The 25,154-nt window shown below is 58.6% G+C and carries 24 protein-coding genes; 15 read left to right on the forward strand and 9 right to left on the reverse strand.

Annotated features, from left to right (window positions below):
- The first annotated feature begins 209 nt into the window (after positions 1 to 209).
- Positions 210 to 2,882, forward strand: coding sequence for an EAL domain-containing protein (locus tag DKK66_RS09210; RefSeq protein ID WP_131357359.1), 2,673 nt, complete (start codon positions 210 to 212; stop codon positions 2,880 to 2,882).
- On the opposite strand, the gene DKK66_RS09215 is transcribed toward DKK66_RS09210, so the two are convergent.
- Positions 2,864 to 3,790 (reverse strand): LysR family transcriptional regulator, encoded by a 927-nt coding sequence (locus DKK66_RS09215; RefSeq protein ID WP_062787352.1) that lies wholly within the window; start codon positions 3,788 to 3,790, stop codon positions 2,864 to 2,866. The two genes, DKK66_RS09210 and DKK66_RS09215, sit on opposite strands and share 19 nt — an antisense overlap.
- A 107-nt stretch (positions 3,791 to 3,897) precedes the next feature.
- Here DKK66_RS09215 and DKK66_RS09220 point away from each other — a divergent pair, with 107 nt between their 5' ends.
- Together DKK66_RS09220 and DKK66_RS09225 are read left to right on the forward strand one after the other, a co-directional pair.
- A complete protein-coding gene (locus tag DKK66_RS09220; protein WP_045847722.1) occupies positions 3,898 to 4,506 on the forward strand; it encodes an FMN-dependent NADH-azoreductase in 609 nt (202 codons plus the stop codon).
- 372 nt (positions 4,507 to 4,878) lie between these two features.
- Positions 4,879 to 6,474, forward strand: a complete 1,596-nt coding sequence (locus DKK66_RS09225) for a sensor domain-containing diguanylate cyclase (protein WP_131357362.1) — start codon at positions 4,879 to 4,881, stop codon at positions 6,472 to 6,474.
- Position 6,475: 1 nt separating this feature from the next.
- Here the strand turns inward: DKK66_RS09225 and hemF are convergent, their stop codons facing one another.
- The 4 genes from hemF to DKK66_RS09245 all read right to left on the reverse strand — a co-directional run bounded on the left by hemF (position 6,476) and on the right by DKK66_RS09245 (position 10,829).
- On the reverse strand, positions 6,476 to 7,384 hold the full coding sequence (gene hemF / locus DKK66_RS09230; RefSeq protein WP_045847806.1) for an oxygen-dependent coproporphyrinogen oxidase: 909 nt from the start codon (positions 7,382 to 7,384) through the stop codon (positions 6,476 to 6,478).
- Between the two features lie 431 nt (positions 7,385 to 7,815).
- Positions 7,816 to 8,646, reverse strand: coding sequence for a carboxylesterase (locus DKK66_RS09235; RefSeq protein WP_045847724.1), 831 nt, complete (start codon positions 8,644 to 8,646; stop codon positions 7,816 to 7,818).
- Between the two features lie 117 nt (positions 8,647 to 8,763).
- Positions 8,764 to 10,125 (reverse strand): ATP-binding protein, encoded by a 1,362-nt coding sequence (locus tag DKK66_RS09240; protein WP_131357365.1) that lies wholly within the window; start codon positions 10,123 to 10,125, stop codon positions 8,764 to 8,766.
- Positions 10,122 to 10,829 (reverse strand): winged helix-turn-helix domain-containing protein, encoded by a 708-nt coding sequence (locus tag DKK66_RS09245; protein WP_131357368.1) that lies wholly within the window; start codon positions 10,827 to 10,829, stop codon positions 10,122 to 10,124. The genes DKK66_RS09240 and DKK66_RS09245 overlap by 4 nt, the downstream gene beginning before the upstream one ends.
- Positions 10,830 to 10,989: 160 nt before the next feature.
- On the opposite strand from DKK66_RS09245, the gene DKK66_RS09250 reads away from it, so the two are divergent.
- A complete protein-coding gene (locus tag DKK66_RS09250) occupies positions 10,990 to 13,056 on the forward strand; it encodes a carbon starvation CstA family protein (protein ID WP_131357371.1) in 2,067 nt (688 codons plus the stop codon).
- A complete protein-coding gene (locus DKK66_RS09255; protein WP_045847728.1) occupies positions 13,049 to 13,237 on the forward strand; it encodes a YbdD/YjiX family protein in 189 nt (62 codons plus the stop codon). The genes DKK66_RS09250 and DKK66_RS09255 overlap by 8 nt, the downstream gene beginning before the upstream one ends.
- 253 nt (positions 13,238 to 13,490) lie before the next feature.
- On the opposite strand, the gene DKK66_RS09260 is transcribed toward DKK66_RS09255, so the two are convergent.
- Positions 13,491 to 14,522: a YeiH family protein gene (locus tag DKK66_RS09260; RefSeq protein WP_131357374.1), complete on the reverse strand. Its 1,032-nt coding sequence runs from the start codon at positions 14,520 to 14,522 to the stop codon at positions 13,491 to 13,493.
- A 156-nt stretch (positions 14,523 to 14,678) separates the two neighbouring features.
- Here DKK66_RS09260 and DKK66_RS09265 point away from each other — a divergent pair, with 156 nt between their 5' ends.
- Positions 14,679 to 15,545 (forward strand): LysR family transcriptional regulator, encoded by an 867-nt coding sequence (locus DKK66_RS09265; protein ID WP_131357377.1) that lies wholly within the window; start codon positions 14,679 to 14,681, stop codon positions 15,543 to 15,545.
- Between the two features lie 51 nt (positions 15,546 to 15,596).
- Here the strand turns inward: DKK66_RS09265 and thrB are convergent, their stop codons facing one another.
- Genes thrB through DKK66_RS09280 form a run of 3 tightly spaced genes read right to left on the reverse strand, consistent with a single transcriptional unit; the run spans position 15,597 to position 17,621 of the window.
- Positions 15,597 to 16,535 carry a homoserine kinase gene (thrB, locus tag DKK66_RS09270; protein ID WP_131357381.1) on the reverse strand — a complete coding sequence of 313 codons (939 nt, stop codon included), beginning with the start codon at positions 16,533 to 16,535 and terminating at the stop codon, positions 15,597 to 15,599.
- Between the two features lie 9 nt (positions 16,536 to 16,544).
- Entirely contained in the window at positions 16,545 to 16,868 is a 324-nt protein-coding gene (locus tag DKK66_RS09275) for a DUF2782 domain-containing protein (RefSeq protein ID WP_045847732.1), read from the reverse strand.
- Between the two features lie 24 nt (positions 16,869 to 16,892).
- Positions 16,893 to 17,621: a TIGR00730 family Rossman fold protein gene (locus DKK66_RS09280; protein WP_045847807.1), complete on the reverse strand. Its 729-nt coding sequence runs from the start codon at positions 17,619 to 17,621 to the stop codon at positions 16,893 to 16,895.
- Positions 17,622 to 17,638: 17 nt separating this feature from the next.
- Here DKK66_RS09280 and polA point away from each other — a divergent pair, with 17 nt between their 5' ends.
- From polA to DKK66_RS09325, 9 genes are all read left to right on the forward strand, one after another.
- On the forward strand, positions 17,639 to 20,428 hold the full coding sequence (gene polA / locus DKK66_RS09285; protein WP_131357384.1) for a DNA polymerase I: 2,790 nt from the start codon (positions 17,639 to 17,641) through the stop codon (positions 20,426 to 20,428).
- A 319-nt stretch (positions 20,429 to 20,747) separates the two neighbouring features.
- Positions 20,748 to 21,161, forward strand: a complete 414-nt coding sequence (locus DKK66_RS09290; protein ID WP_131357387.1) for a PAAR domain-containing protein — start codon at positions 20,748 to 20,750, stop codon at positions 21,159 to 21,161.
- 2 nt (positions 21,162 to 21,163) lie between these two features.
- Positions 21,164 to 21,709 carry a hypothetical protein gene (locus DKK66_RS09295; protein ID WP_131357390.1) on the forward strand — a complete coding sequence of 182 codons (546 nt, stop codon included), beginning with the start codon at positions 21,164 to 21,166 and terminating at the stop codon, positions 21,707 to 21,709.
- A gap of 45 nt (positions 21,710 to 21,754) precedes the next feature.
- The gene (locus tag DKK66_RS09300; protein WP_131357393.1) at positions 21,755 to 22,483 is read left to right on the forward strand and encodes a hypothetical protein; all 729 of its coding nucleotides are present in this window, start codon (positions 21,755 to 21,757) and stop codon (positions 22,481 to 22,483) included.
- The gene (locus DKK66_RS09305; RefSeq protein ID WP_131357396.1) at positions 22,453 to 22,881 is read left to right on the forward strand and encodes a hypothetical protein; all 429 of its coding nucleotides are present in this window, start codon (positions 22,453 to 22,455) and stop codon (positions 22,879 to 22,881) included. The genes DKK66_RS09300 and DKK66_RS09305 overlap by 31 nt, the downstream gene beginning before the upstream one ends.
- Before the next feature lie 52 nt (positions 22,882 to 22,933).
- The gene (locus DKK66_RS09310) at positions 22,934 to 23,278 is read left to right on the forward strand and encodes a hypothetical protein (protein ID WP_131357399.1); all 345 of its coding nucleotides are present in this window, start codon (positions 22,934 to 22,936) and stop codon (positions 23,276 to 23,278) included.
- 506 nt (positions 23,279 to 23,784) lie between these two features.
- Entirely contained in the window at positions 23,785 to 23,985 is a 201-nt protein-coding gene (locus tag DKK66_RS09315; protein WP_242673598.1) for a DNA polymerase, read from the forward strand.
- A 194-nt stretch (positions 23,986 to 24,179) separates the two neighbouring features.
- The gene (locus tag DKK66_RS09320; RefSeq protein ID WP_131360931.1) at positions 24,180 to 24,743 is read left to right on the forward strand and encodes a GspH/FimT family pseudopilin; all 564 of its coding nucleotides are present in this window, start codon (positions 24,180 to 24,182) and stop codon (positions 24,741 to 24,743) included.
- Entirely contained in the window at positions 24,736 to 25,149 is a 414-nt protein-coding gene (locus DKK66_RS09325) for a prepilin-type N-terminal cleavage/methylation domain-containing protein (protein ID WP_165494141.1), read from the forward strand. The genes DKK66_RS09320 and DKK66_RS09325 overlap by 8 nt, the downstream gene beginning before the upstream one ends.
- Positions 25,150 to 25,154 lie beyond the last annotated feature (5 nt).

Below are 25,154 nucleotides of genomic sequence, written 5' to 3' on the forward strand. Positions count from 1 at the left end.
CATGGTCAGGCGCAGTGGTTCTGACAGTTCCGGCCAGGCATGCCCTGCATGACCTTGGCTATGTCGTAGCAGGCAAGGCTTTTTCAATAGCGATGCGCAGAAAATGCGCAGTACCATGTGGCTGGCTTCGAGCAGACTGGCAGAAAATTATGTCAATAAGGCCAGCTTTGCTACCATGGTAGCTGTCGCTACCAACAAGCATTTCTCCCATGAAGCAGCGCGCGCAACGCATGTTCATTGTGTTCTTTCTGCTGCTGTTTCTGGGCACGGCGGCGCTGATTGCTTTCCTGTTGGGGGTGGCCTACCAGGAAAAGCAGCGCCAGGCCGAGGTGAACGCCAGCAATGTGGTGGAAGCGCTGGAAGCCCGGCTGGAGGCCACCTTGCGTCGCAGCCAGGCCACGCTGGAAGAACTGGCGCGTACTACCAACCCGGCTGTCATGTCATTGGCAGTGCGCAATGAACACGCCACTGCCATGCAAAGAGAGCTGGCCTTGCGTGCCAGCCACTTTCCCGAAATTGTCGGGCTGCGCCTGATCGACGCCCAGGGCAATGTGTTGTATGCCTCCGATTATGCCTTGCCCAACGCCTCGGTGCGGGACCGCAGTTACTACCTTGCCTTGCGCCAGAATCCCCAGATACCGCTGTTTTTTTCCGAAGTGACAATCGGACGGCTTAATCGTACCCGCCAGTTGTACATGGCCGTGCCCATGCGCAATCCACAGGGTGAATTTGCCGGCATTGCCATGGCGCCGCTGGACATTGCCTACTTCCAGAAGCTGTTTGCCGCCATCAACCTTGGCCCGCACGGGGTGATTACCTTCCGTCGCAGCGATGATGGCCGGCTGGTGCTGCGCATGCCGGCGGTGAAGGACAGCGTCAACCAGAGCCTGCAAACCAACCAGATGTTCCAGCACGTGGCCAGTGGTGAGCAAAGCGGCTTGCTGCGCTACGCATCCAGTCTGGACAAGGTAGATCGGGTCTATGCCTTCAAGCGGGTGGGGGAGTTTCCTTTCTACCTGGGCGCGGGCATTGCCAGCATGGATTTTCTGGCGCAATGGCATGCCACCTTGCTGGGTACGGTAGTGGTCAGTTTGCTGGTGTTGCTGGTGCTGGGCGTGCTGCTGTACCGCCTGCAGCAGTCCGAGGTGCGCGAGCAGGATACCTCGGCCAATCTGCAGGCCAGCGAGGATCGCTTCCAGTTGTTGCTCAATGCAGTGGGTGATGGCATTTGCGGGCTGGATCAGGACGGGCGCTGCATGTTTGCCAACCCGGCGGCTTGCCGGTTGCTGGGTCATGCAACTGAAGCTGCCTTGCTGGGGCAGCAGTTGCTGCCGCTGGTGCATACCCACGGCCCGGACCGCCAGCCCCTGCCTGATGGGGCGAGTACCATTCACCAGGCCTTGCGTCAGGGGCGCAGCGCCCATGCCGACGATGCACTCTTCACCCGGGCCGACCAGAGCCTGCTGCCGGTGCGCTACGATGCCTATCCGCTGGTCAAGGACGGGCGTGATATCGGGGCGGTCTTGCTGTTTCAGGATATTGGTGCCCATAAGCGGCAACAGGAGCAGATTGCCTTTCTGGCCCATCACGATGCGCTGACCGGCCTGCCCAACCGCATTCTGGCGGAGGACCGCTTCCGGCAACTGCTCAGTCTGACCGAACGCCACGGCACCATGCTGGCCATGCTGTTCATGGACCTGGATGGCTTCAAGACCATCAACGATTCACTGGGGCATGATGTCGGGGATGAAATGCTGCAAGCGGTGGCGCAGCGCCTGCGTACCTTGCTGCGCGAACACGATACCGCCTGCCGGCTGGGTGGCGACGAATTCCTGCTGCTGCTGCCCGACATCGACAGCATCGACAGCCTGTTACCCATGATCAGCCGCCTGCTGCATGCGCTGGAAGAACCATACCTGCTGACCGGGCATCAGCTGTCCAGCTCGGCATCGATTGGCGTGTCGCTCTATCCGGTGGATGGACAGGACTTCACCACCCTGATGAAGAAGGCCGACACCGCCATGTATCACGCCAAGGATGCCGGGCGGAATACCTGTCGCTTGTTTGACGCCGACATGCAGGTGGAGGCGGAAGAGGCCTTGCGTCTGCGCGGTCGATTCATGCGGGCGCTGGAAACCGGCCAGTTCGTGCTGCATTACCAGCCACAGGTCAGCCTGGTGGACGGGCGCATCATTGGTGTGGAGGCGCTGGTGCGCTGGCAGGATGGCGAGCAGCTGATTCCGCCGGGGCGCTTCATTCCCATGGCGGAAAGCAGCGGGCTGATCGTGCCTTTGGGCGAGTGGGTGCTGCAGGAAGCCTGTCGGCAAGCGGTGCAATGGCAACAGTGTTATCCCGACCCGGTGGTCGTGGCGGTGAATCTGTCGGCGGTGCAGTTCAAGCGCGGCAATCTGGAGCAGGCGGTGGCCGCTGCATTGCGCGACAGCGGCCTGCCTGCGCATTTGCTGGAGCTGGAGCTGACCGAAACCTCGCTGCTGCAGCAGACCGAGTCGGTGGTAACCACCTTGCATCGTCTGGGGCAACTGGGCGTGCGGCTGGCCATCGACGATTTCGGCACCGGCTATTCCAGCCTGGCCTATCTGAAGCGTCTGTCGGTCAATACCCTGAAGATTGACCAATCCTTTGTCCGTAATCTGCCGGACGACCCGGACGATGCCAACATCGTGTGCGCCATCATCGACATGGCGCACAAGCTGCAATTGCATACCCTGGCCGAAGGCGTGGAAACCGCCCAGATCGCTGACATGCTGCAAGCCATGGGCTGCGAGCAGGCTCAGGGCTACCATTTTGCCCGCCCGCAAACCGCCCCACAGTTACAGGACTTCCTGCGTCAGCAGGCGGCCAGTCAGCCGGGCGGCAAATAGGATGGATGGCCGGGCGGAATCAGCTCGGCTACCAGAAAGTCGATAAAGGCCCGGATGGCCGGTGACAGGCCGCGCCGGGTAGTGAATGCGGCATGCAGAATGCCCCAGGGGCTGTCGAACTCCGGCAGCAGGCGCAGCAGGCGGCCCTGCTGGATGGCCTCGTCACATACCATCACCGGCAAGGCGGCCACGCCCAGCCCGGCTATCGCCGCTTCCAGCAAAACCAGCAAATCATCGGTCATCAGCCTGGGCTGATCAATTTGCAGGCTGTAGCTGTGACCGGCCTGATCCAGCAACTGCCACTGCCCGCGGCCATCGGCACGGCTCATGGTGAGGGCGGGCAGGCCGGCCAGATCGGCCGGGGTGCGTGGCATGGGGTGGGCGCGCATGAAGTCGGGGCTGGCCACCAGAATCACCTGGCTGACCGCCAGCTGCCGCACCACCAGGTTGGCGCTGTTGTCGATGCTGTTACGCACGCGCAGTGCCACGTCGATATTGTCTTCTATCAGGTCCACCCGCCGGTTGGTGGCTTCCAGTGCAATGCGTACCTGTGGATAACGCTGCATGAAACGCGGCAGTGACGGTGCCAGCAAGGTCTTGGCCAGCAGTTCCGGACAGCTCACCCGCACCAGGCCGCGCGGTTCGGCGCTGATGCGGGCGATGGCTTCATCGGCAGCCTCGGCCTCGGCCAGCATGGCCTGGCAGTGCTGGTAATAGCTGCTGCCCACCTCGGTCAGCGCCAGGCGCCGTGTGGTGCGTTGCAAAAGCCGTACGCCCAGCCGCTCTTCCAGTTCGGCCACCCGGCGTGACAGCCGCGACTTGGGAATCCCCAGCATGCGGCTGGCAGCCATGAATCCACCGTGCTCCACCACCTTGGCAAAGTACAGCAGGTCGTTCAGGTCTTGCATTTGATTGTCCTATGGGTGGAACAATGTTTCCGATTTGAGCAGTCTAGTCATGATTGGTAGCAAAAACTACTATTCCGTCACCAACTCTGCTTACAAGGAAACCCGCCATGAAACTGTTGCACCTCGATTCCAGCATCCTCGGTCAGAACTCCGTTTCCCGTCAGCTGACTGCTGCCGTGGTAGAAGCTGTCCGTGCCAAGCACGCCGATGTTCAGACCAGCTACCGCGACCTGGCTGCCCAGCCCATTGCCCACCTGTCCGGTGAAATCATTGGTGCCAACTTCACCGCCGAAGCCGACTGGACGGAAACCCAGCGTAGCGAAAGCGCGCTGAGCAATGCGCTGATTGAAGAATTCCTGGCTACCGACGTACTGGTGATTGGCGCGCCGATGTACAACTTCTCCATCCCGTCCCAGCTGAAGAGCTGGATCGACCGTGTAGCCGCAGCCGGCCGTACCTTCAAGTACGGTGCCAATGGCCCGGAAGGCCTGGCTGGTGGAAAGAAAGTGGTGATCGTGTCCAGCCGTGGTGGTGTGTACTCCACCGAGCAAGGCCAGCTGATGGACTTCCAGGAAGACTACCTGCGTACCGTACTGGGTTTCCTGGGCATTACCGACATTGCCTTCATCCGCGCCGAAGCCGTGAATATGGGTGAAGACAAGCGTGCTACCGCCATCCATGCCGCCAAGGAAGCGATTGCCAAGCTGGCCATCTGATTTCCCTGCGCAGATAGATATGAAAAAACGGGCCTTGATGGCCCGTTTTCTGATTATTGGCCATACCCGTCTCGCGTTCTGCAAAGAAAGCGAGGCGCCCTTTCCGGGAAAGGGCGGGGGGATAGGGAATCGATGGGAGGCTGCGGAATCAGCCACTTCATCGAAAGGCCCGGCTTTGCCGGGTCCGGTGCAATCGCACCAAATCACTTTGTCAGCAGCCTGGAAACAGGCCTTGCTGGCCTGTTTTTGCATGTGCAAACCTGGCATATGGCACACCCTGTTGCGCTCATGTGCTTATTAACCGCAATTACTTGTCAACATATCGAAAGTACGGTGTGATGCAGGCAGAGGCAAAGCGGGCGGGTGGGCAAGATGCGCAGGATGTGGTTGGGCGAGACGGTACTGGATCATCCGTCAGCATTTCGTAGCGGCTTGCTGCTGCTCATCGTGCTGTTACTGCTATCCAATGGCTGGTTTGCCTACAGCCGCGCGCTCAGTCTGGCCAATCAGTATGCCCATCGGGCGGTCAGCAGCCTGGAGCAACATTTTGACGGCATTGACGGTTTTATCGACATCATCCACGCCGATGCCGTCAGCGAATTGAAACAGGGCGATGGCGGGCAGGATCAGCAGGCCGTGCTGTCCTGGCTGCGGAATGCACCGGGGCAGGGCTTTTATGCGCTGGATGCCCGGCCCACCCTGGCGTCCGGCCTGCAGCCGGGCAACCTCACCGGCCTGGGACAGGCGGCTGCGCTGGATGCGGCTGCACGGCATGAAATGGCCGTGGTGCTGGGCCTGACACCGATGATGCAGATGGCTTATCAGCATCTGGGCGAACAAGGTGTGGATTGGGTTTACTATGTCTCCGCCCGCCAGTTCATTTATCTCTATCCCTTCACCCCGGCAACGTCCTATCACTACAGCGCCAACACCCCGCAGGGTCAGTTCTGGCGGCTGGCAGAACCGGCAGTCAACCCGCGCGGACAGCGGGTGATCACCCCGGTGTATATCGACCAGGCGGGCAAGGGCCCGATGCTGACCATCAGCCAGCCGCTATGGGTGGCGGGACAGTTCCGGGGTGTGCTGTGCATGGATGTGGGGCTCAATACCCTCAACCAGTTGCTGCGTCAGCTGGATGCCCCGGCAGGCAGCCTGTACCTGCTCAATCGCCAGAACCAGGTGGTGGCCACCAGCGATGATCACCCCCTGCCACAGGAAAACCTGCAGTTGTTGCCGGTGATGCCAACGTACGCCGCCAGCCCGACCGCCCATGTGCGGGTGTATGCGCTGGGCGACTCCGGCATGCGGGTGCTGCAATACCTGCCCAATTACTGGCTGGCACTGGAAGTGGCCCGTGGCTGCGCACCGGGTGTGGTGGCGGCCGTGCTGTTGTGGCTGGCTTTGTTGCTGCTGACACGCACCTGGCAGTTCAACCGCGAACTGCGCCGCCTGTCCGAACATGATGCCCTGACCGGGGCGCTCAACCATCGCGCATTCCAGTCCTTGCTGGCGCAGCTGTATCAGGACTACCAGACGCAAGGCACGGTGTTTGCGCTGGTGATGGTGGATCTGGACCACTTCAAGAAGGTCAACGACAGCCACGGCCACGCCGTAGGCGATACGGTATTGAAAGTGCTGGTAAGGCTGGCGCTGCGGCTGTTGCGCAATGAAGACCGCGTGGCCCGGCTGGGCGGTGAGGAGTTTGTGCTGGTGTTGCCCGCCACCGATCTGCCAGACGCGATGAAGGCGGCAGTGCGCTTGCGCTTGCAGCTGGAGAAGCTGCACTGGAGCAAGCTGGGCCTGCCGGAGCCGGTCACGGCCAGCATGGGTTGTGCCGTGGTGTTGCCGGACGACCGCCATGCCGGCGATGTGCTCAAGCGCGCCGACGACGCCATGTACCGGGCCAAGCAGGAAGGGCGCAACCGGGTCTGCCTGCACTGGCAAGGCCCGACGGCGCAAGGGAACTGAACTACACCCAGTCGCGGGCGGGCAGGAAGCGCTCGTACAGTGCTGCTTCTGCACTGCCGGGTTCCGGCTGGTAGCCGTATTCCCAGCGCACCAGCGGTGGCATGGACATCAGGATGGATTCGGTGCGGCCTCCGGTTTGCAGGCCAAACAGTGTGCCACGGTCCCATACCAGGTTGAATTCCACATAGCGTCCACGGCGGTACAGCTGGAACTGGCGCTGTGCATCGGTCCATGGGGTGGCCTTGCGCTTGTCCACGATGGGGACATAAGCCTCGACAAAACCCTGACCTACCGCCTGCATGAAGGCAAAGCTGCGTTCGAAACCCCAGGCGTTCAAGTCGTCAAAAAACAGCCCGCCCACGCCACGGGCTTCGTTGCGGTGCTTGAGGAAAAAGTATTCGTCGCACCATTTCTTGTAATCGGCATACACATTGGCACCAAAGGGCTGGCACAGATCGCGCGCCACGGTGTGCCAGTGGATCACGTCTTCTTCCACCGGATAGAAGGGCGTGAGGTCAAAGCCACCACCAAACCACCATACCGGCTCGGCGCCGTCCTTTTCGGCAATGAAAAAGCGCACATTGGCATGGCTGGTGGGCACGTGCGGGTTTTCCGGGTGGATGACCAGTGACACGCCCATGGCTTCAAAGCGGCGGCCAGCCAGTTCCGGGCGATGTGCGGTTGCCGACGCCGGCAGTGCATCGCCGCTGACATGCGAAAAATTCACCCCGGCCTGCTCGAATACCGCGCCTTTGCTCAGCACCCGGCTGCGCCCGCCACCACCCGCCGGACGCTGCCAGGCGTCCTCGACAAAACGGCCCTGACCATCGGCCTGCTCCAGCGCGGCACAGATATGGTCTTGCAGTTGCAGCAAAAAGGCTTTCACCTCGTTGGCGTGGGGATGACTCATTGCAATATCCTGGATGGTGGTGTGGCTGGCATTGTAGCAGGGGGATTCCTGCTGCTGCAGTGGCATGCGGCGGGGAGGCGGACAAAAAAAGAACCCGCCGGTAAGGGCGGGTCGCACATCGTCACACAAAGGACAGAGGAGTACAGGCCTGTTGCCAGGCCTTACAGATACAAAGCAAAAGCGCGTCACGGGCTCGGGGGTGTCCGTGGCAAGGCTGAAGCATGGAAGACAGTGTGACAGAAGCCCGCATGGGCACTGTGCGGCTAGCGTCTTGGCTGTGTGCCCGGGTTGTGCCTGCTTGGTGACGGTGAATGACAATGCGGCCGAGTGTGTTGCAAAACATGAAGCAGGGGAACTTTGCCACCCGGAAATGCAAAACGGGCCGCCACGCATTGACGTGACGGCCCGTGTCAGGCATGGCAGTTTGCCGCTCAGGCGGTGACCGGGCTGGCCTGCCAGTTTTCTTGCGGGCTGCTGCTGACAGCAGGACGGTTGGCAGGCCTGGACTGGAAGAAGTCCACGCTGCGCGCCAGTACCGCCATGCGTTCGTTATCCACCAGAATCATGTGATAGCTGTCGGACAGCGGCATGAAGTCGACCGGTCCGCCCAGATGTTTCTGCAGATGGTGTGCCGAGCGCGGGCTGGTGATGTCGTCTTCGTCGGCATGCACAATCAGTGTCGGGCAGGTGATCTGGCCCAGGCGCGGCAGCAGTTGCCGGCGCAGCTTGTCCACTTCGCGGATGCAGGCCAGCGGCACATAGGGGTAGTGAAATCGCTCGCCCCGCTCGAAGCGCTGCTGGATCAGCTTGCGGATGCGCGGGTTCTTGATGCCGAAGGGCTCGGCTTCCGGAATACGCATGCGGCGTGCCATACCGGGCAGGATGTAACCCAGGGGGCGCAACCAGGTCAGGCGCGGCAGGCTCCAGCCATCCAGAAATACCGGTGGTGCATACAGTGCCAGTTTGTCCTGATGGTTTTCCAGCCGCGCCACTTCCAGTGCCACCAGTGCACCCAGGCATACGCCAGCCAGATGCACCACGCCGTGACGTTGCTTCAGCGCGCGGTATTCGGCGCGCATGCTTTCTATCCAGTCGGTCCAGCGGATGTCCAGCAGCTCTTCCGGTTCGGTGCCGTGGCCGGGCAACAGCGGGGCATGGGTGACGATGCCGACGTCTTCCAGGGTACGGCCCAGCGAGCCCAGATCATAAACAGTGCCACCAAGGCCGTGGATCAGCAGGGCCGCAGGTCGGGTAGAGCGCATGGCAATTCCACATACACAAAAATTAACAGTCTGGAGTATGCAGGAGGGCAGAGCGCGGGTCTGTCGCCTTCGTGTCACGGCTTTGTGACAAGCTGTGACCTGTGTGACCTGTGAGATTTAGCTCAGGGCAATGCGCAGGGTGAGACGGGCGCCGCCCAGGGGGCTGGTGCCGGCAAAGGCGCTGCCGCCATGGTGTTCGGCTATCAGGCGGACATAAGACAGGCCAAGGCCATAGCCGCCGGTGGCGCGGTCGCGGCTGCGGTCCAGGCGGCGGAAGGGTTCAAAAATGCGTTCCCGGTCGGCTTCGGGAATGCCATGGCCGTCATCATCCACCTGGATTTCCAGCATGGTGCCCTGACGTTCCACAATCAGGTGAACCTGATGTTGCGCATACTTGAAGGCGTTCAGCAGCAGGTTGCGGCTGGCGACGTAAATCAGCTTGCGGTCAAAGGCGGCTGCGCCGCGTGCGCAGTCCATGCTGAGACGGATGCCCGCCGGCTTGAGCGGCTGGACCAGGTCAATCAGGTCGTCAAACCATTCGTACAGATCCACCTGCTCGCGTTGCAGGATGGCTTCGCCACGGTTGAGCTTGGCGTATTCCATGCTGGCGGTAATCAGCTCTTCCAGCTCCTGCATGTCGCGTTCCATGCCGTCGCTGTAGCGGCGACGTTCGTCTTCGTCGTCCTCTTCTTCCAGCATGGTCAGGCCAAAGCGCAAGCGGGCAATGGGGGTGCGGATTTCATGCGCCACGGCGTGGCTCATGGCCTGATGCATTTCCAGCAGCCGTTCCAGCCGGGCGGCCATGCTGTTGAGTGCGGTGGACAGCGGGGCGAACAAGCGGCTGTGGGCTTGCGGGGTACGCACGTGGAAGTCGCCATTGGCAAACAGCTCGGCGGCATCGCGTACCGATACCAGGTCGCGCCACATCGGCCGCAGGTAGAAGTACATCAACAGGCCCAGCGTGCTGCCGGTGAACACGATCCACAGCAGCAATACCTCGATGTCTTCGGTAATCCAGCCACTGTCGTTGCTGTTGGGGGTGGCATCCAGCGGGCCTAGCAGCAACATGCGCTTGTCGTCCGGCAGCGGGATGTAGAGCAGGTTGTTGTCGAAATCCAGATAGGTTTTGCCGGTGGCAAAGTTCTGTTTGCTTTCCGGGTCCAGGTCGGCAGGCAGGCTGCTGATCAGCTTGACCGGATAACTGAAGTGGCGGGTGAGTTGCGGCAGCGCATGTTCGCGCGCCGCCACCGGCACGCGTTGCAGCTCCTGCACCAGCAGCGATGCCGGGCCGTCCAGCATGCGCCGGGCGTTTTCACTATCGCTATTCTGGTACAGCTTGCCCAGCATGAAGGCAAAACCGATGATGATGGCCAGCTCTGCCGCCATGGCAATGATGAAATAGCGGGCAAACAGGGTGGCCAGCGACGGTTTGGCGCTGCGGTTCTTGCGGTCGGGCCGCAGGCGGGGGAGGTGGATCATTCCCAGTCGCTGCGCGAGAACAGATAGCCCTTGCCGCGTACGGTCTTGATGCGGGTGGGCGAATCCGGGCTGTCGCCCAGCTTTTTACGCAACCGGGAAATGCGGGCGTCGATGGAGCGGTCCAGCCCGTCAAAACCGATGCCGCGCAATTCATTCATGATGTCGTCGCGCGACAGTACCTGCCCGGCATGGCTGGCCAGCAGCCACAGCAGGTCGAATTCGGCCGTGGTCAGCTCCATTTCCTCGCCGCTCAGATAGGCGGCGCGGGTGCCTTGGCTGATGTTGAACTGGCCGAATACCAGTTCGTCGTTGTCGCTGGCTTCCACGTTGTCTTCTTCTGCCACACCGCGGCGCAGCAGTGCGCGTACCCGTGCCAGCAGGCGGCGCGGCTCTACCGGCTTGGCCAGGTAGTCGTCGGCGCCCAGTTCCAGCCCCAGGATTTCGTCCACGTCTTCATCGCGCGCGGTCATGATGAGAATGCGGCCGTGATAACGCAGCCGCACTTCGCGGCAGACATCAAAGCCTTCCTTGCCGGGCAGCATCACGTCCAGAATGACCAGGTCGGGGCGGGTGTCCAGGATGACATCGGCGGCGGTATCGCCACGACCATGCTGGCTTACCTGATAACCGTGCTTGGTGAGGTAGGCGGCGATGAGTTGTGACAGGTGGATGTCATCTTCAATGATGAGAATGTGCGGTGCCATGCGGTATCTGCCAAAAACAATGGGAGAAATAGTATCACCATACTGGCAGATGGCTTGTATTTCCGAATCCATGCGAACAGAATGAAACGCGTGTTTACCCAACGCACTCAGGCCGGCCTTGATGTCGGCCCATGATTAATTCAAGGACAGAGAAAATCACATGCAACGCTTAAAGGAATGGGCAATCTGGATTGCCGTCGCCCTGGCGGGCGCCATCGCCTTTGCCGTGGTGGCATTGAACCGGGGAGAGCCGGTCAATGCCATCTGGCTGGTGGTGGCTGCCGTGTCGGTGTACTCCATCGCTTATCGTTTCTACAGCCGTTTCATTGCCGACAAGGTGCTGGAGCTGGACCCGCGCCGTCTGACCCCGGCCGAGAAGCATAATGACGGCCTGGATTACGTGCCGACCAACAAATGGGTGGTGTTCGGCCACCACTTTGCCGCCATTGCCGGTGCCGGTCCGCTGGTGGGCCCGGTGCTGGCCGCGCAGATGGGTTATCTGCCGGGTACATTGTGGATTCTGGTCGGCGTGATGCTGGCCGGTGCGGTACAGGACTTCCTGGTGCTGTTCCTGTCCATGCGCCGCGACGGCAAGTCGCTGGGCGAAATCATCCGCCTGGAGCTGGGCCCCATTCCCGGCGTGATTGCCTCCATCGGCATCCTGATGATCATGATCATCCTGCTGGCGGTACTGGCGCTGGTGGTGGTCAAGGCGCTGGCCGGCAGCCCGTGGGGCACCTTCACCATTGCCTGCACCATTCCGATTGCCCTGTTCATGGGGGTGTATACCCGCTTCATCCGTCCGGGCAAGATCGGCGAGATTTCAGTCATCGGCTTCATCCTGCTGATGCTGGCCATTGTCTACGGTGGCGATGTGGCACACAGCCCGACGCTGGCACCGCTGTTCACCTTCCAGGGCACCACGCTGGCGTGGATCCTGATCGGCTACGGCTTCATTGCCTCGGTACTGCCGGTATGGCTGCTGCTGGCACCGCGTGACTATCTGTCCACCTTCCTCAAGATCGGCACCATCGTCGGTCTGGCCATCGGCATCCTGGTGGTGGCACCCAACCTGCACATGCCGGCGCTGACCAAGTTCATTGACGGCACTGGCCCGGTATTCGCCGGCAACCTGTTCCCCTTCCTGTTCATCACCATCGCCTGCGGTGCGGTTTCCGGCTTCCATGCGCTGGTATCTTCTGGCACCACGCCCAAGCTGATCGAGAACGAAACCCACGCCCGCGCCATCGGCTACGGTGCCATGCTGATGGAAAGCTTTGTCGCCATCATGGCGCTGATTGCCGCCTGCGTGCTGGACCCGGGCGTGTACTTCGCCATGAACAGCCCGGCCGCCGTTATCGGCAAGACCGCGGTGGATGCGGCGCAGGTGATTTCCGGCTGGGGCTTTGTTATTACCCCGGATGTGCTGACGCAAATGGCCAAGGATGTGGGCGAAGCCACCATCCTGTCGCGTGCTGGTGGCGCTCCGACACTGGCGGTGGGCATGGCGCACATCCTGTCCGGCGTGATCGGCGGCAAAACCATGATGGCCTTCTGGTACCACTTTGCCATCCTGTTTGAAGCGTTGTTCATCCTCACCACCATCGACGCCGGTACCCGCGTGCTGCGCTTCATGATCCAGGACCTGCTGGGCATCTTCATCAAGCCGATGGCCAATACCGAATCCTGGGGTGCCAACCTGATTGCCACCGGCCTGGCCGTGGCCGGCTGGGGCTACTTCCTGTATCAGGGCGTGGTGGATCCGCTGGGCGGCATCAACACCTTGTGGCCGCTGTTCGGCATTGCCAACCAGATGCTGGCCGGCATTGCGCTGATCCTGGCCACCGTGGTGCTGATCAAGATGCAGAAGCTGCGCTATGTGTGGGTGACTGCCGTGCCTACCCTGTGGCTGCTGATTGTCACCCTGGTGGCCGGCTGGCAGAAGCTGTTCCACAGCAGCCCCAAGATCAGCTTCCTCGCCCATGCCGACAAGTTCTCCGCGGCTGCGGCCAAGGGTGAGTCGCTGGCTCCGGCGAAAAACCTGGCACAGATGCACCAGATCATCTTCAATGATTATGTGGATGCCACGCTGACCGCCATGTTCATTGCCGTGGTGGTGGCCATGCTGGTGTTCTCCGTCAATGTCATCCGCAAGGCGCTGGCCGTGAAGTGGGTCACAACCAAGGAAGTGCCGGCGGCTTACCGTCAGGGAGAAGCCAATGTCTGAGTGGTTGCGTCAGCTGACCGAAGCGGCGCGGCTGATGGTGGGGGTGAAGGACTACGACAAATACGTTGCCAGTCGCCGCCGATTCAGCCCCAACGCGCCGGTGATGAGCCGCGAGGACTTTTTCGCCCACTGCCAGTCCGAGCGTTATGGTGGCAAGTCGATGAAAAAGTGCCCGTGCTGATTACCCGTCAGCCATAGAAAAACCGCCCGGTTCCGGGCGGTTTTTCGATTCTTCCTCTCGCTGCCTGCAAGGACAGCGAGGCTCCCTTTCAGGGAAAGGGTGAGGGGATAGGGAATAGACGGCAAGGCTGTGAAATCGATGATTTAGTCGAAAGGCCCGGCTTTGCCGGGTCCAGTACAATCGCACCACATAACGTTGTCCGCAGCCTGAAAAGCCGCCCGGTTCCGGGCGGTTTTTCATTGCATGTCGTGTTTCACAGCTGGTGTAACAGATAGCTGATGCCACTGTTGATCAGCGTGCCGCCGACCAGCAGCCAGCCAAACAGCGCGCTGGCCAGCAGCATGGGTTTGCTTCCGGCGCGGCGGATGGCGGAAAAGTGGGTGGTGAGGCCCAGTGCGCCCATGGCCATGGCCAGCAGCAGATTATCCAGTGCAATCAGCTGGGCGACCCAGGCTTGCGGCAGCCAGTGCAGCGAGTTGAAACCGGCCATGGCGAGAAAACCCAGCGCAAACCACGGAATGGTGATGCGGCGCGCCTCCTTGCTGCCGGCCTGATGGCGACGGCCCAGCCAGGCCGACAGGATCAACAGAAACGGTGCCAGCATCATCACCCGGATCATCTTGGTAATCACTGCGCTATTGGCTGCCTGCTCGCTCACCGCCCGCCCGGCCGCTACCGCCTGGGCTACCTCGTGCACGGTGGAGCCGGTAAACACACCGTAGGCAAATTCGGACACGCCCAAAGCCTGCGTCAGCGCAAACAGCAGCGGATAGAGAAACATCGCCAGCGTGCCGAATACCACCACGGTAGCCACCGCCACCGCTACTTTTTCGGCATGGGCTTTCACCACCGGCTCGGTGGCCAGAATGGCGGCAGCACCGCAAATCGAGCTGCCCGCGCCAATCAGGATGACGCTTTGCTCGTCCAGCCCCAGCTTGCGACGCCCCAGCCAGTAAGCCAGCGCAAAGGTGGAACTCAGCACACAGGCATCAATCAGGATGCCGCTGATGCCAACGGCGGCAATGTCCTGAAACGTCAGCTTGAAGCCGAACAGGATGATGCCCAGCCGCAGGATCTGCCCCTTGGCAAACGTGACGCCATGGTGGCCATGTGTGGCCAGACGCGGGTACAGCGTATTGCCCAGCAGCATGCCGCCGACAATGGCGATGGTGAGGGCGGACAGCCCCAGTTGACTGAACAGTGGCAAGCCTGCGGCAAATTGTGCCAGCACGGCCAGCAGCAGTACCAGCAGCAGACCCGGTATTTTTTGTGCAAGGGAAGTCATGATGGTGTTCCGGTGAGGGCGCTTGCCCTGATGTCCTCACCATACGCGCCAGCAATGAAGTTGAAAAACGGATAAAATTTCTACACATAATTAGAATTATTAATATATAACGGCCAACGGCACCTTGTGCCCGCTGGCCCGGCACGGAAAGCGGTCATGGCATTACGTTTGAGCCTGCGTGAACTGGAAGTGTTTGTCGCCATTGCCGAAGCGGGTACGGTCACGGCAGCAGCCGGGGCGATTGCGCTGACGCAATCCGCCGCCAGTCAGGCGCTGGCAGCGCTGGAGGCCGGCCTGGGCGTTGCCCTGTTCGACCGCATCGGCCGCAGGCTGCTGCTGAACGAGCATGGCCGCCTGCTGCTGCCACGCGCCCGCACCATGCTGGATGCGGCACAGGACATGCAGCATCTGTTTGATGACCATGCCGCCATGCATCTGCGGCTGGGGGCCAGCACCACCATTGGCAACTATCTGCTGCCGCAGCAGATCGCCCGTTTCCGCCAGCAGCATCCCCAGGCCAGGGTGGAGCTGATGGTGGCCAATACTGCGGATATTGTCGATGCAGTGGCCGGTTTCAAGGTGGACATGGGTTTTATCGAAGGGCCGTGTCATCACCCGGATATCGTGGTGGAACCCTGGCAGGACGACACCCTGCTGGTGTTTGCCGCCACCAGTCACCCGCTGGCGCAAGGCGCGGTCAGCCTGGCGCAACTGGCACAGGCACAGTGGGTATTGCGCGAACGCGGCTCCGGCACACGCGAAGAAGTGGAGCGCTTGCTGCTGCCACATGTGGGCAGCTTTGGCGAGGTAATGGACATGGGGCACTCGGAAGCCATCAAACGGGCGGTGGCCGCCGGGCTGGGGGTGAGCTGCCTGTCCTTGCACGTGGTGCAGGAGTTGCTGGACAGCGGGCAGATTGTCGCGGTGCTGGCACCGCTGCCCACCTTGCACCGCACGCTGTACCGCATCACCCACAAGGACAAGGGGCAAACGCGCGGCATGACGGTGTTCAATCAGGGCTGAAGCAAAAACAGGCTGCACAAGGCAGCCTGTGATGGATGTGACAGTACCGGTTTACAGCCAGAAATCGCTGCGCTGGCGATGGGCTTCCACCAGACGCTGGAACACCTTGGGGTCCTTGGTGTAGGTCAGTTCGCCATCCATCGGCTGATAGAGGTCGAGCAGGCGCGAAGTCCAGAAGCGCAGTGCTGCGGCACGCAGCATCACCGGCCAGGCCTTTTTCTCTTCCGCCGTCAGGGGGCGGACCGACTGGTAACCTGCCAGGAAGGCGGCTGCCAGTTGTGCATCTATGCTGCCGTCTTCCAGACGGGTCCAGTCATTCAGGGCAATCGCCACGTCGTACAGCAGGATGTCGTTGCAGGCGTAGTAGAAGTCGATGAAACCGGCAATCTTGTCACCGTCCATCAGCACATTGTCCTTGAACAGATCGGCGTGAATCACGCCGCTGGGCAGGTGATCAAAGCGGTGGCTGTCCTGGAATTGCACTTCTTCGCGCAGGCTGGCGGCATCGGCTTCGTCCATGTAGGGATACATGGCGGCAGCGGTAGCGCTCCACCAGCGCGGGCCGCGCGGGTTGCGCATCTTGCGCGGGAAGGTGGCACTGGCCACATGCATTTGCGCCAGCATTTCGCCCACGGCGTGACACTGTGCTGCATTGGGCTGGCTGATGTCGGCGCCGGACAGGCAGCTCACCAGACAGGCCGGCTTGCCGGCCAAGAGCGAGGCAAACTGGTCGGTATTGTCTGCCACCGGGGCCGGACAGGCCACGCCGTGACGGGCCAGGTGGCTCATCAGGGTCAGGTAGTAGGGCAGTTCTTCCAGCTTCAGGGTTTCAAAGATGGTGAGAACGTAACGGCCATGGGTGGTGGTGACAAAGTAATTGGTATTGGTGACGCCAGCGGCAATGCCTTTGAGTTCGACCAGCTGGCCGAGCGCATAGCGGCTCAGCCAGCCTTGCATCATGTCATCGCTGACGGTGGTGTAAACCGACATTCCTGTTCCTCAGAAGCGCTTGAGAACCCATTGCGGGATATTGATGCGGCGATTCGGGTCCACCTGCTTCATGTTGCCGTTGCCCTCTTCATCCATCAGGTAATAGGGGAAGCCGATGGACGGCGTCACCTTCACCATGTAGAGCTGGCCGTTGAGGCGGTATTCCTCGATCTTTTCATCACCACGCTGGATGATGCGCACTTCCGGCTCTGCCACCCCGGCAGCATCCTGCGAGATGGTGGGCGGGGGCGGTACCGTGGCGGGGGCCGGCGGTGTTTCGGCCCAGGCTGCGGACAGGGGCAGCAAGGCCAGCAGGGCGAGAGAGCGGCGCATGTGGATGGGTCCTTGGTGAAGGTGTTATAGGTTGAGCAGTTTTTCGCGTTCTTCCGGCAAGGCCTCGAAGCCGCGGGTTTCGTAGTGCTTGAAGATGGTTTCCACAATCTGGCCGGGTTCGTCGATCAGCTGGATCAGGTCCACGTCCTCCGGGTTGATCATACCTTCTTTTACCAGATGATTTTTCACCCAGTCGATCAGACCGATCCAGAAATCACTACAGCACAGGATGATGGGGATCTTGCGGCTCTTGCCGGTCTGGATCAGCGTCAGCGCCTCGAACATCTCGTCCAGCGTGCCAAAGCCGCCCGGCATCACCACATAGGCAATGGCATGCTTGACGAACATCACCTTGCGGCTGAAGAAGTGGTTGAACTTGACGGACAGGTCCTGGTATTCGTTGGGCTTCTGTTCGTGCGGCAGCACGATATTCAGCGCCACCGACGGGCTTTTGCCATAAAACGCGCCCTTGTTGGCGGCTTCCATGATGCCGGGGCCACCGCCGGAAATGACAGAAAAGCCGGAATCAGAAAGAAGACGGGCAACCTCTTCGGTCAGCTTATAATAGCGGTGGTCACGCGGGGTACGGGCGCTGCCGAAGATGCTGACTGCCGGTGTGATACCTTGCAGTTCTTCGGCGGAGTCGACAAACTCCGACATGATCTTCATCACATGCCACGCCTCGCGCGAGCGGAAGCGCTGCATCTTGTCGTAACGATCACTGGTCTGCGGCAATTTATCGGACAAGCTCATCATTTGCCCCCTTTTCTATGAAAACATTGTTATTGATCGACGGCTCTTCTTACCTGTATCGCGCCTTCCATGCGATGCCCGATTTGCGTTCTCCGGATGGCCGGCCCACCGGTGCGGTATACGGCATGGTCAACATGCTGCGCCGCCTGGAGAAAGAGGTGCAGTTCGATTATAGCGCCTGCGTTTTCGACGCTAAAGGCAAGACTTTCCGCGATGAGCTGTATCCGGAATACAAGGCCAACCGGCCTTCCATGCCGGAAGAGCTGGCCGCACAGATTAAGCCGGTGCACGAGGTGGTGCAAGCTTCGGGCTGGCCGATGCTGATGGTGGAGGGGGTGGAAGCGGACGATGTCATCGGTACGCTGGCAAAGATGGGCGAGGCGGCCGGCTTCAAGGTCATCATCTCCACCGGCGACAAGGACATGGCCCAACTGGTGACGCCCATGGTGTCGCTGGTGAACACCATGACCAATGAAAACCTGGACCAGGCCGGGGTGAAAGAGAAGTTCGGCGTGCCGCCGGAACGCATCATCGACTACCTCACCCTGATAGGCGACAAGGTGGACAACGTCCCCGGCGTGGACAAGTGCGGCCCCAAAACCGCCGTCAAGTGGCTGGAAGAATACGGCACGCTGGACAACATCATCGCCAATGCCGACAAGGTGGGCGGCAAGGTGGGCGAAAACCTGCGCGCCGCGCTGGACTGGCTGCCGCGCGGCCATCAGCTGATCACCATCAAGTGCGATGTCGATTTGCAGCAGGACATGCCCTACGGCCTCAACAGCCTGCAGCACGGCGTGAAAGACCGTCCGCGCCTGGCCGAGCTGTTCAAGGACCACGGCTTCCGTACCTTCTACCGCGAAGTGACCGAAGGCGAAGATGCGCCGGTCAGCAGCCCGGCCTCGGTCGATGCGCCTGCGGCCAGTGTTGGCCAGACTGACGATATGTTTGCCATGGCCGATGCCGCACCGGCACCGGTTGCCCCGCCAGTGAGCGCCATCTCCCGCCATTACCACACCATTCTGGATGAGGCCGCACTGCAAGGCTGGCTGGACAAGCTAAATAGCGGTGCGCTGGTGTCGCTGGACACCGAAACCACCAGCCTTGACCAGATGCAGGCGCGCATTGTCGGCATCAGCTTCGCCCTGAAAGCTGGTGAGGCCGCCTACCTGCCGCTGGGTCACCACTATGCCGGTGCACCGCTGCAACTGGCGCTGGATGAAGTACTGGCCCGGCTCAAACCCTGGCTGGAAGACGCCAGCAAGCCCAAATGCGGTCAGAACCTGAAATACGACCGCCACGTGTTTGCCAACCACGGTATCCAGCTTGCTGGGGTGGTGGATGACTCCATGCTGGCCTCCTATGTGCTGGAAAGCCACCAGCGCCACAATATGGACGACCTGGCCACACGCCATCTGGGTGAAACCACGGTCAGCTATGAAGACATCTGCGGCAAGGGGGCCAAGCAGATCGGTTTTGGCGAAGTGGATATCGAAATTGCCGCCAATTACGCGGCGGAAGATGCCGACATCACCCTGCGGCTGAACCAGTACTTTGCCCCGCAACTGACCGACAAACTTGGCAAAATCTACCGCGACATCGAACTGCCGGTGGCCGAAGTGCTGTTCCGCATGGAGCGCAACGGCGTGCTGATCGACCGCGACCAGCTGGCAGCGCAGAGCCATCAACTGGGCACGCAGATGCTGCAGCTGGAAAGCCAGGCCTATGAACTGGCCGGCCAGCCCTTCAATCTGAATTCCCCCAAGCAGCTGCAGGAAATCCTGTTCGGCAAGCTGGGCATTCCCACCAAGGGCATCAAGAAAACGCCGTCCGGTGGTTTCTCCACCGATGAATCGGTACTGGAAGCGCTGGCGCTGGATTACCCGTTGCCCAAGTGCATCCTGCAATACCGCAGCCTGACCAAGCTCAAGTCCACCTATACCGACAAGCTGCCCACGCTGATCAACCCGGACACCGGCCGGGTGCATACCAATTACTCACAGGCAGTAGCCATTACCGGGCGCTTGGCCAGCTCGGACCCGAACCTGCAAAATATCCCGGTACGTACCGCCGAAGGCCGCCGCGTGCGCGAGGCTTTCATCGCCAAGCCGGGCCACAGCATTGTCAGTGCCGACTATTCGCAGATTGAACTGCGCATCATGGCGCACTTGTCCGACGACGAAGGCATGCTGGCCGCCTTTGCCAGTGGCGAGGACATTCACAAGGCCACGGCTGCCGAAGTATTCGGCGTGACACTGGAGCAGGTGACGAGCGATCAGCGCCGCGCAGCCAAGGCCATCAACTTCGGCCTGATCTACGGCATGAGCGCCTTTGGCCTCGCGGCCCAGCTGGACATCGAACGTAGCGCCGCCCAGCAATACATCGACCGCTACTTCATGCGCTACCCCGGTGTGGCCGATTACATGCAGCGCACTCGCGAAACCGCGCGCGAACAGGGCTATGTGGAAACCGTATTCGGCCGTCGCCTGTATCTGCCGGAAATCAAGCTATCCAACCCGGCCCGCCGCGCCGGGGCCGAACGTGCCGCCATCAATGCGCCGATGCAAGGCACCGCCGCCGACCTGATCAAGCTGGCGATGATTGCCGTGCAGCACTGGCTGGATGCACAAAAGCTTTCCAGCCTGCTGATCATGCAGGTACACGATGAACTGGTGCTGGAAGTGCCGGACGCCGAGCTGGAACTGGTGAAACAGCAGCTGCCGCAAATCATGGCAGGTGTGGCGCAACTCAAGGTGCCACTGCTGGCGGAAGTGGGTGCCGGTAGCAGCTGGGAAGCCGCCCACTAAGCTTCAGCACTTCATCATCTTCAATCCTTCAGCCAAAGCCACCCATGCGGGTGGCTTTTTCTTTGCCTTTGTCATGGCAAAGCCAGGGGCATGGCCAGACTATTCAAATGTAATACCAGAGTCTGCTGGCAGCCTGCCGCAGCAATCCTCGCGACCATGTGCTGATGCTACCTCCTTGGCATATAAGCGTCCTACCGTCACAGGTAGTGTGTGAAGAAATAAGGCGCTCTTGCCAAGGCAACAAAGCAAGAAGACCGAGAAATTTTTAAATAAATAAGGACTCAGTATGTACAGCTTCACGCAAGAAGAACTCAGTTAAATGTCGGAAAACGCACGTGCCGAAATTGAAAAACAAATGCAGGCGTATGCGGAAGAGCAAAAAAAGCCGATTATCGCGCAGTTTTTTTATATCACCGACGGAGCCAAAACCCGAGATGGTGGAACGGTGGTCGCAAAAGGTCGTGGCGTTTTCTGCGCAGGGCGGTTTATTGCAGCGGTTGGCGACAAAGTCGTTTACACCGATGGACGCGAGACGGAAATTATTTCAGGGGCCGGGCGCGCAATGAGTTTGAAAAATAAAGACGGTTCTTATTCAAGTGTGGCCATCCTGGGTAGCCGGCTTAGCAATGGCGATGTCGTTATTAGCACACCGCACGCCGTGATGTCATGCGTCATTCGGGAAGGTGGAAAAATACCAGAAGGGTTTCTGGTTGATTATTTCAAGGCGGATTAAAAATGCCACAGATCCGATATGTGTGCCTGCAAGGCGACCCCATCACCGGCGGTGGACAAGTCCGGGAAGGTATCGGCCATGATAAAGCCTATATTGACGGTAAAGAACCTACCGCCGATGGGCTGAAAGGATGGTGCAATGTGTGCAAGTCGATGGGCGTTATTCGATGTGTCGGCCCTAGGCCTAGCCATGCCCCGGATAATATTCATGGGTATAAGCTGGCTTTAAATGGTGATTATTTAATATGCCAGTGCCCGAAGCCGCAAAAGCTAATGAATACATCAACGGCTTGGGAAGTAATCATTACCGAAGGAGATAGCAGTGCTTGGGGCGAGCCGTTAAGGGCATCTGCATGCGCGGCGGGCACAACGCTATTGAATTTCAATGATCGTTATCGCCTGTATTGTGAATCAACGGGAAGCACATTAGCCAATACGGAATATATGATCATCAAAGATGGCAAAACAACTTGTGGAACAACGGATGCCTTTGGTTGCACCGATGTGTTAATCCATGATTCTGATACAGATGTAGAAATTTACATTTAGGCAAAAACAATGAAAACAGTCAAACACCCCGTTACCGGAAGAACCATGACGCTGGTTGCCACGCGTAAGCTAACGCCTAGCAGCGATACCAGCATAAAACACGTTCCGGTAAAGCTCCCTAAAGCCATTGTTCTTTTCATTGGCGGAGCGGGGGATAAAAGGCCATTTATCCTTGGCGAATATCCGCAGAATCCAATGGGCGCCAATCAAAATATATTGGATGTCGTTCACTATTTCATGAAAAGATATGGAGGAAAAATAAAAGAAGGGGAGGTTTTAGCTGATCCTGAAAGGACTTACTTTGGATATTATGAAATATATGGCGATGATAGAATCAGAACAAACATCCTACCACTAATAAAAACAAAGTCACAAAAAATTATTATTATCGGGCATAGCCTTGGTGGCTGGAACGGCATATGGCTTTCAAAAAAACTAAGTGACTGGGGATATAGTGTTGAATTGCTCATCACGTTAGACCCTGTTGGGACAGGTCTAATTGTAAAAACATTCGCTGACATATATAAAGAAAAACCGATAGGAGATGCTAATGTATGGATTAATTTAACGTATGGAAAAGATGATGACGCATCAGATGCAGTTGCGCTGGCTGGTGGTAGATTTAACCCGAAGGGACGGCGCGTACCATTGCCAAATGATCCTGATGTAAATGAAGTAATAAATATAAATCATTTGAAAACTTGGGATGCGATGTCGTATCGACTTTCAATAGGTAAAACGGCATGGGACTTTTTAGATTTCTCACTGCAATAGTTGGGTGGAAAAAAATACTCATCACATTTGTCATTGTATATACAATATTTTGGTTATTTATTTCGTATTTTTCTGTTAAATCTGCCAGGTATTTGTACAGAAGTGAAAATGAAATTTATGCCGAAATAAATTTACGATATGAGCGAGAGGGAGCTTCGGCAGCATGCTGGGAGAAGAGGGGGTATTCTTCAGAACAATTTATTGGCCGCGCCAATGGGTATGACAAGATTGAAAATGACGGAGGAGGAGATCTGCATTTATTCAAAAAAAACCAAATTATTGTTATCTATAATGTTGGATATATTCATCCGAATATGACCTTGGTTTGCACATTGCATCAGATTAACTTTAATATTTTTATCCCGGCTTCTAATGAGTTTGAAATAACGGTAAAGTAGCCTTGTGCAGGCTGGTAAGTGAAGTGGATTTAATGGCTATCTGGTATTTATCATGCTGATTATGACCTTGCTAATGATGACAAGCTTGTCAGCCAAGGCTGCCGATCAGGCAGATACCTTCCTTAGGAAAGATCAGCCATTCAAGCCAGCTCGGAAGGCAGTGATAGCACATGGATGGAAACCGCTCAACAATACAGACCCAAGTACATTGATGGGAGTGGACAGGGTTCTGTACCATGCTGGGTATAAGGAGGTCTACTCTTGTGCCATGGATATAGGCGTCTGTATCCTTCAATACCAAGACAAGAGCGGCCAATGTCTGTCGGTATTCGTGAAGGGTGAAGAGCTGAAGGATATCGTTGTCAGTGATTGGAGCAATCAGTGTCAGCAGGATTAGGGGGTGTCGAAACTGGTTTCGGCATCCCAATTAAAATCTCTCAACCCCACTTTGCCAAGAAGCGGCGATAATTAAATTGGTTAAACTGCTAGTGGTTTTAATAATTTTCCCGTGTGCCACGTTTGGAGGGGGATTAAAGCGTGATGTCACTGATTTTATAAAAAATGCAGAGATGTGCGAGCACTTTGCAGGAGAGTGGGATGCTGGGTTGTCAAGTTTGCATAAGGATAGGATTGAGTTTGAAATCCATAAATATTGCAAAAAAGCAAAAATACAAAGGAATGTATTGCTGGTTAAGTACAAAAACAATAAAAAGGTAATTGAGATTATAGATAGCTATGATTCGATTAAGTACTTTCAGGATGGATAAGGTCATCATGGTTGATGAATCATCATCAAAGTGGAGGAGTAACGTTTTTGTGATTTGTGGCTATGTTTATTGTTAGTGCTGCTTATAACTGCTGATGTGTTGCGGAAACAGGATAATAATATTTGAGATTTTTATATTGAAGAATGCGCTGGATGCACAAGGACCGTCCAGCTTGCTGATCATGCAGGTACACGATGAACTGGTGCTGGAAGTGCCGGATACCGAGCTGGAACTGGTGAAACAGCAGCTGCCGCAAATCATGGCAGGCGTAGCGCAACTCAAGGTGCCGCTGCTGGCGGAAGTGGGTGCCGGCAACAGCTGGGAAGCCGCCCACTAAGCTTCAGCACTTCATCATCTTCAATCCTTCAGCCAAAGCCACCCATGCCGGTGGCTTTTTCTTTGCCTTTGTCATGGCAAAGCCAGGGGTAGGGCCAGACTATTCAAATGTAATACCAGAGCCTGCTGGCAGCCTGCCGCAGCAATCCCCGCGACCATGTGCTGTTACTCCAGTCAAGGTCCGGAGGTGGCTCCATGTCGCAAGCCAAGCTGCGTGATTGCCCGCATGCTGGTTTTACCCTGTTTGAAATGCTGGTGGTGATGGTGGTCAGCATGATTCTGCTGACCCAGGGGCTGCCGGTCATGCAAGGTGTGATGGCCAGCCTGCAATTGCAGGCCCGCAGCCAGTTACTGCATGCCAGCCTGTTACTGGCGCGCAGCGAGGCCATTCGTGCCAATCGCCCGGTGTGGGTGTGCGCGCTCAACAGCAAGGTCAACCTGGACATCCAGGGCTGCCAGCCGGAACGCAAGAGCAGCTGGCAGGACTGGAGCGAGGGCGTGCTGGTGTTTGCCGATAGCCCGGAACAGGCCAATGGCCGCTACGACAGCGGCGAGCGGCTCCACCACGCGCTGTTTTCTGCCAGCAGCATTCAGGTACGTGCCAGTCAGCATGCCTTTGCATTCTCGCCTGCGGGCAGGCTGATGGCAGGGCAGCTGCCGTATTTCGAAGTGCGCACCAGCCAGGGGCAGTGCCACCGCTTGCAACTGCAAGCAGGCGGACGGGCGCAGTGGTGCCGTCAGGAGGGCTGCTGTGTCTGAATTGCGCGGAAAGCCTGCTGGCTTCAGCTTACTGGAAGTGCTGCTGACCTTGTTCATCCTGTCCTTCGCCTTGCTGCCGCTATCCGCCATGGTGGCCAACAGCCTGCAGCAGGTGCGGGGCAGCGATGCCGCCAGCCGTCTGCTGCTGGCTGCCAGCAATCTGGCCGAGGCACGACAGCTGGAAACCGTCCGGCAGGGCAAGGCCGGGCCATTGGAGACTGTCGCCACGGAGGCCTTGCAACGGACGGTTCAAACTATGTGGCCGGATCAATCCCCCCTGCTCGATCTCTCGTGCCGTGAACCCGGCGGGCTTCCCGTTGCGGCTGCGGACTGTGCTGCTCCTGCACAGTTGTGGCTGCATCTGACCCTTGCCTCCGGGCAGCGCTGGCAGTTGCCCGTGGATTAGCCGCT

This window comes from Aquitalea sp. USM4 (genome assembly GCF_004328945.1).
GTDB lineage: Bacteria > Pseudomonadota > Gammaproteobacteria > Burkholderiales > Chromobacteriaceae > Aquitalea > Aquitalea pelogenes.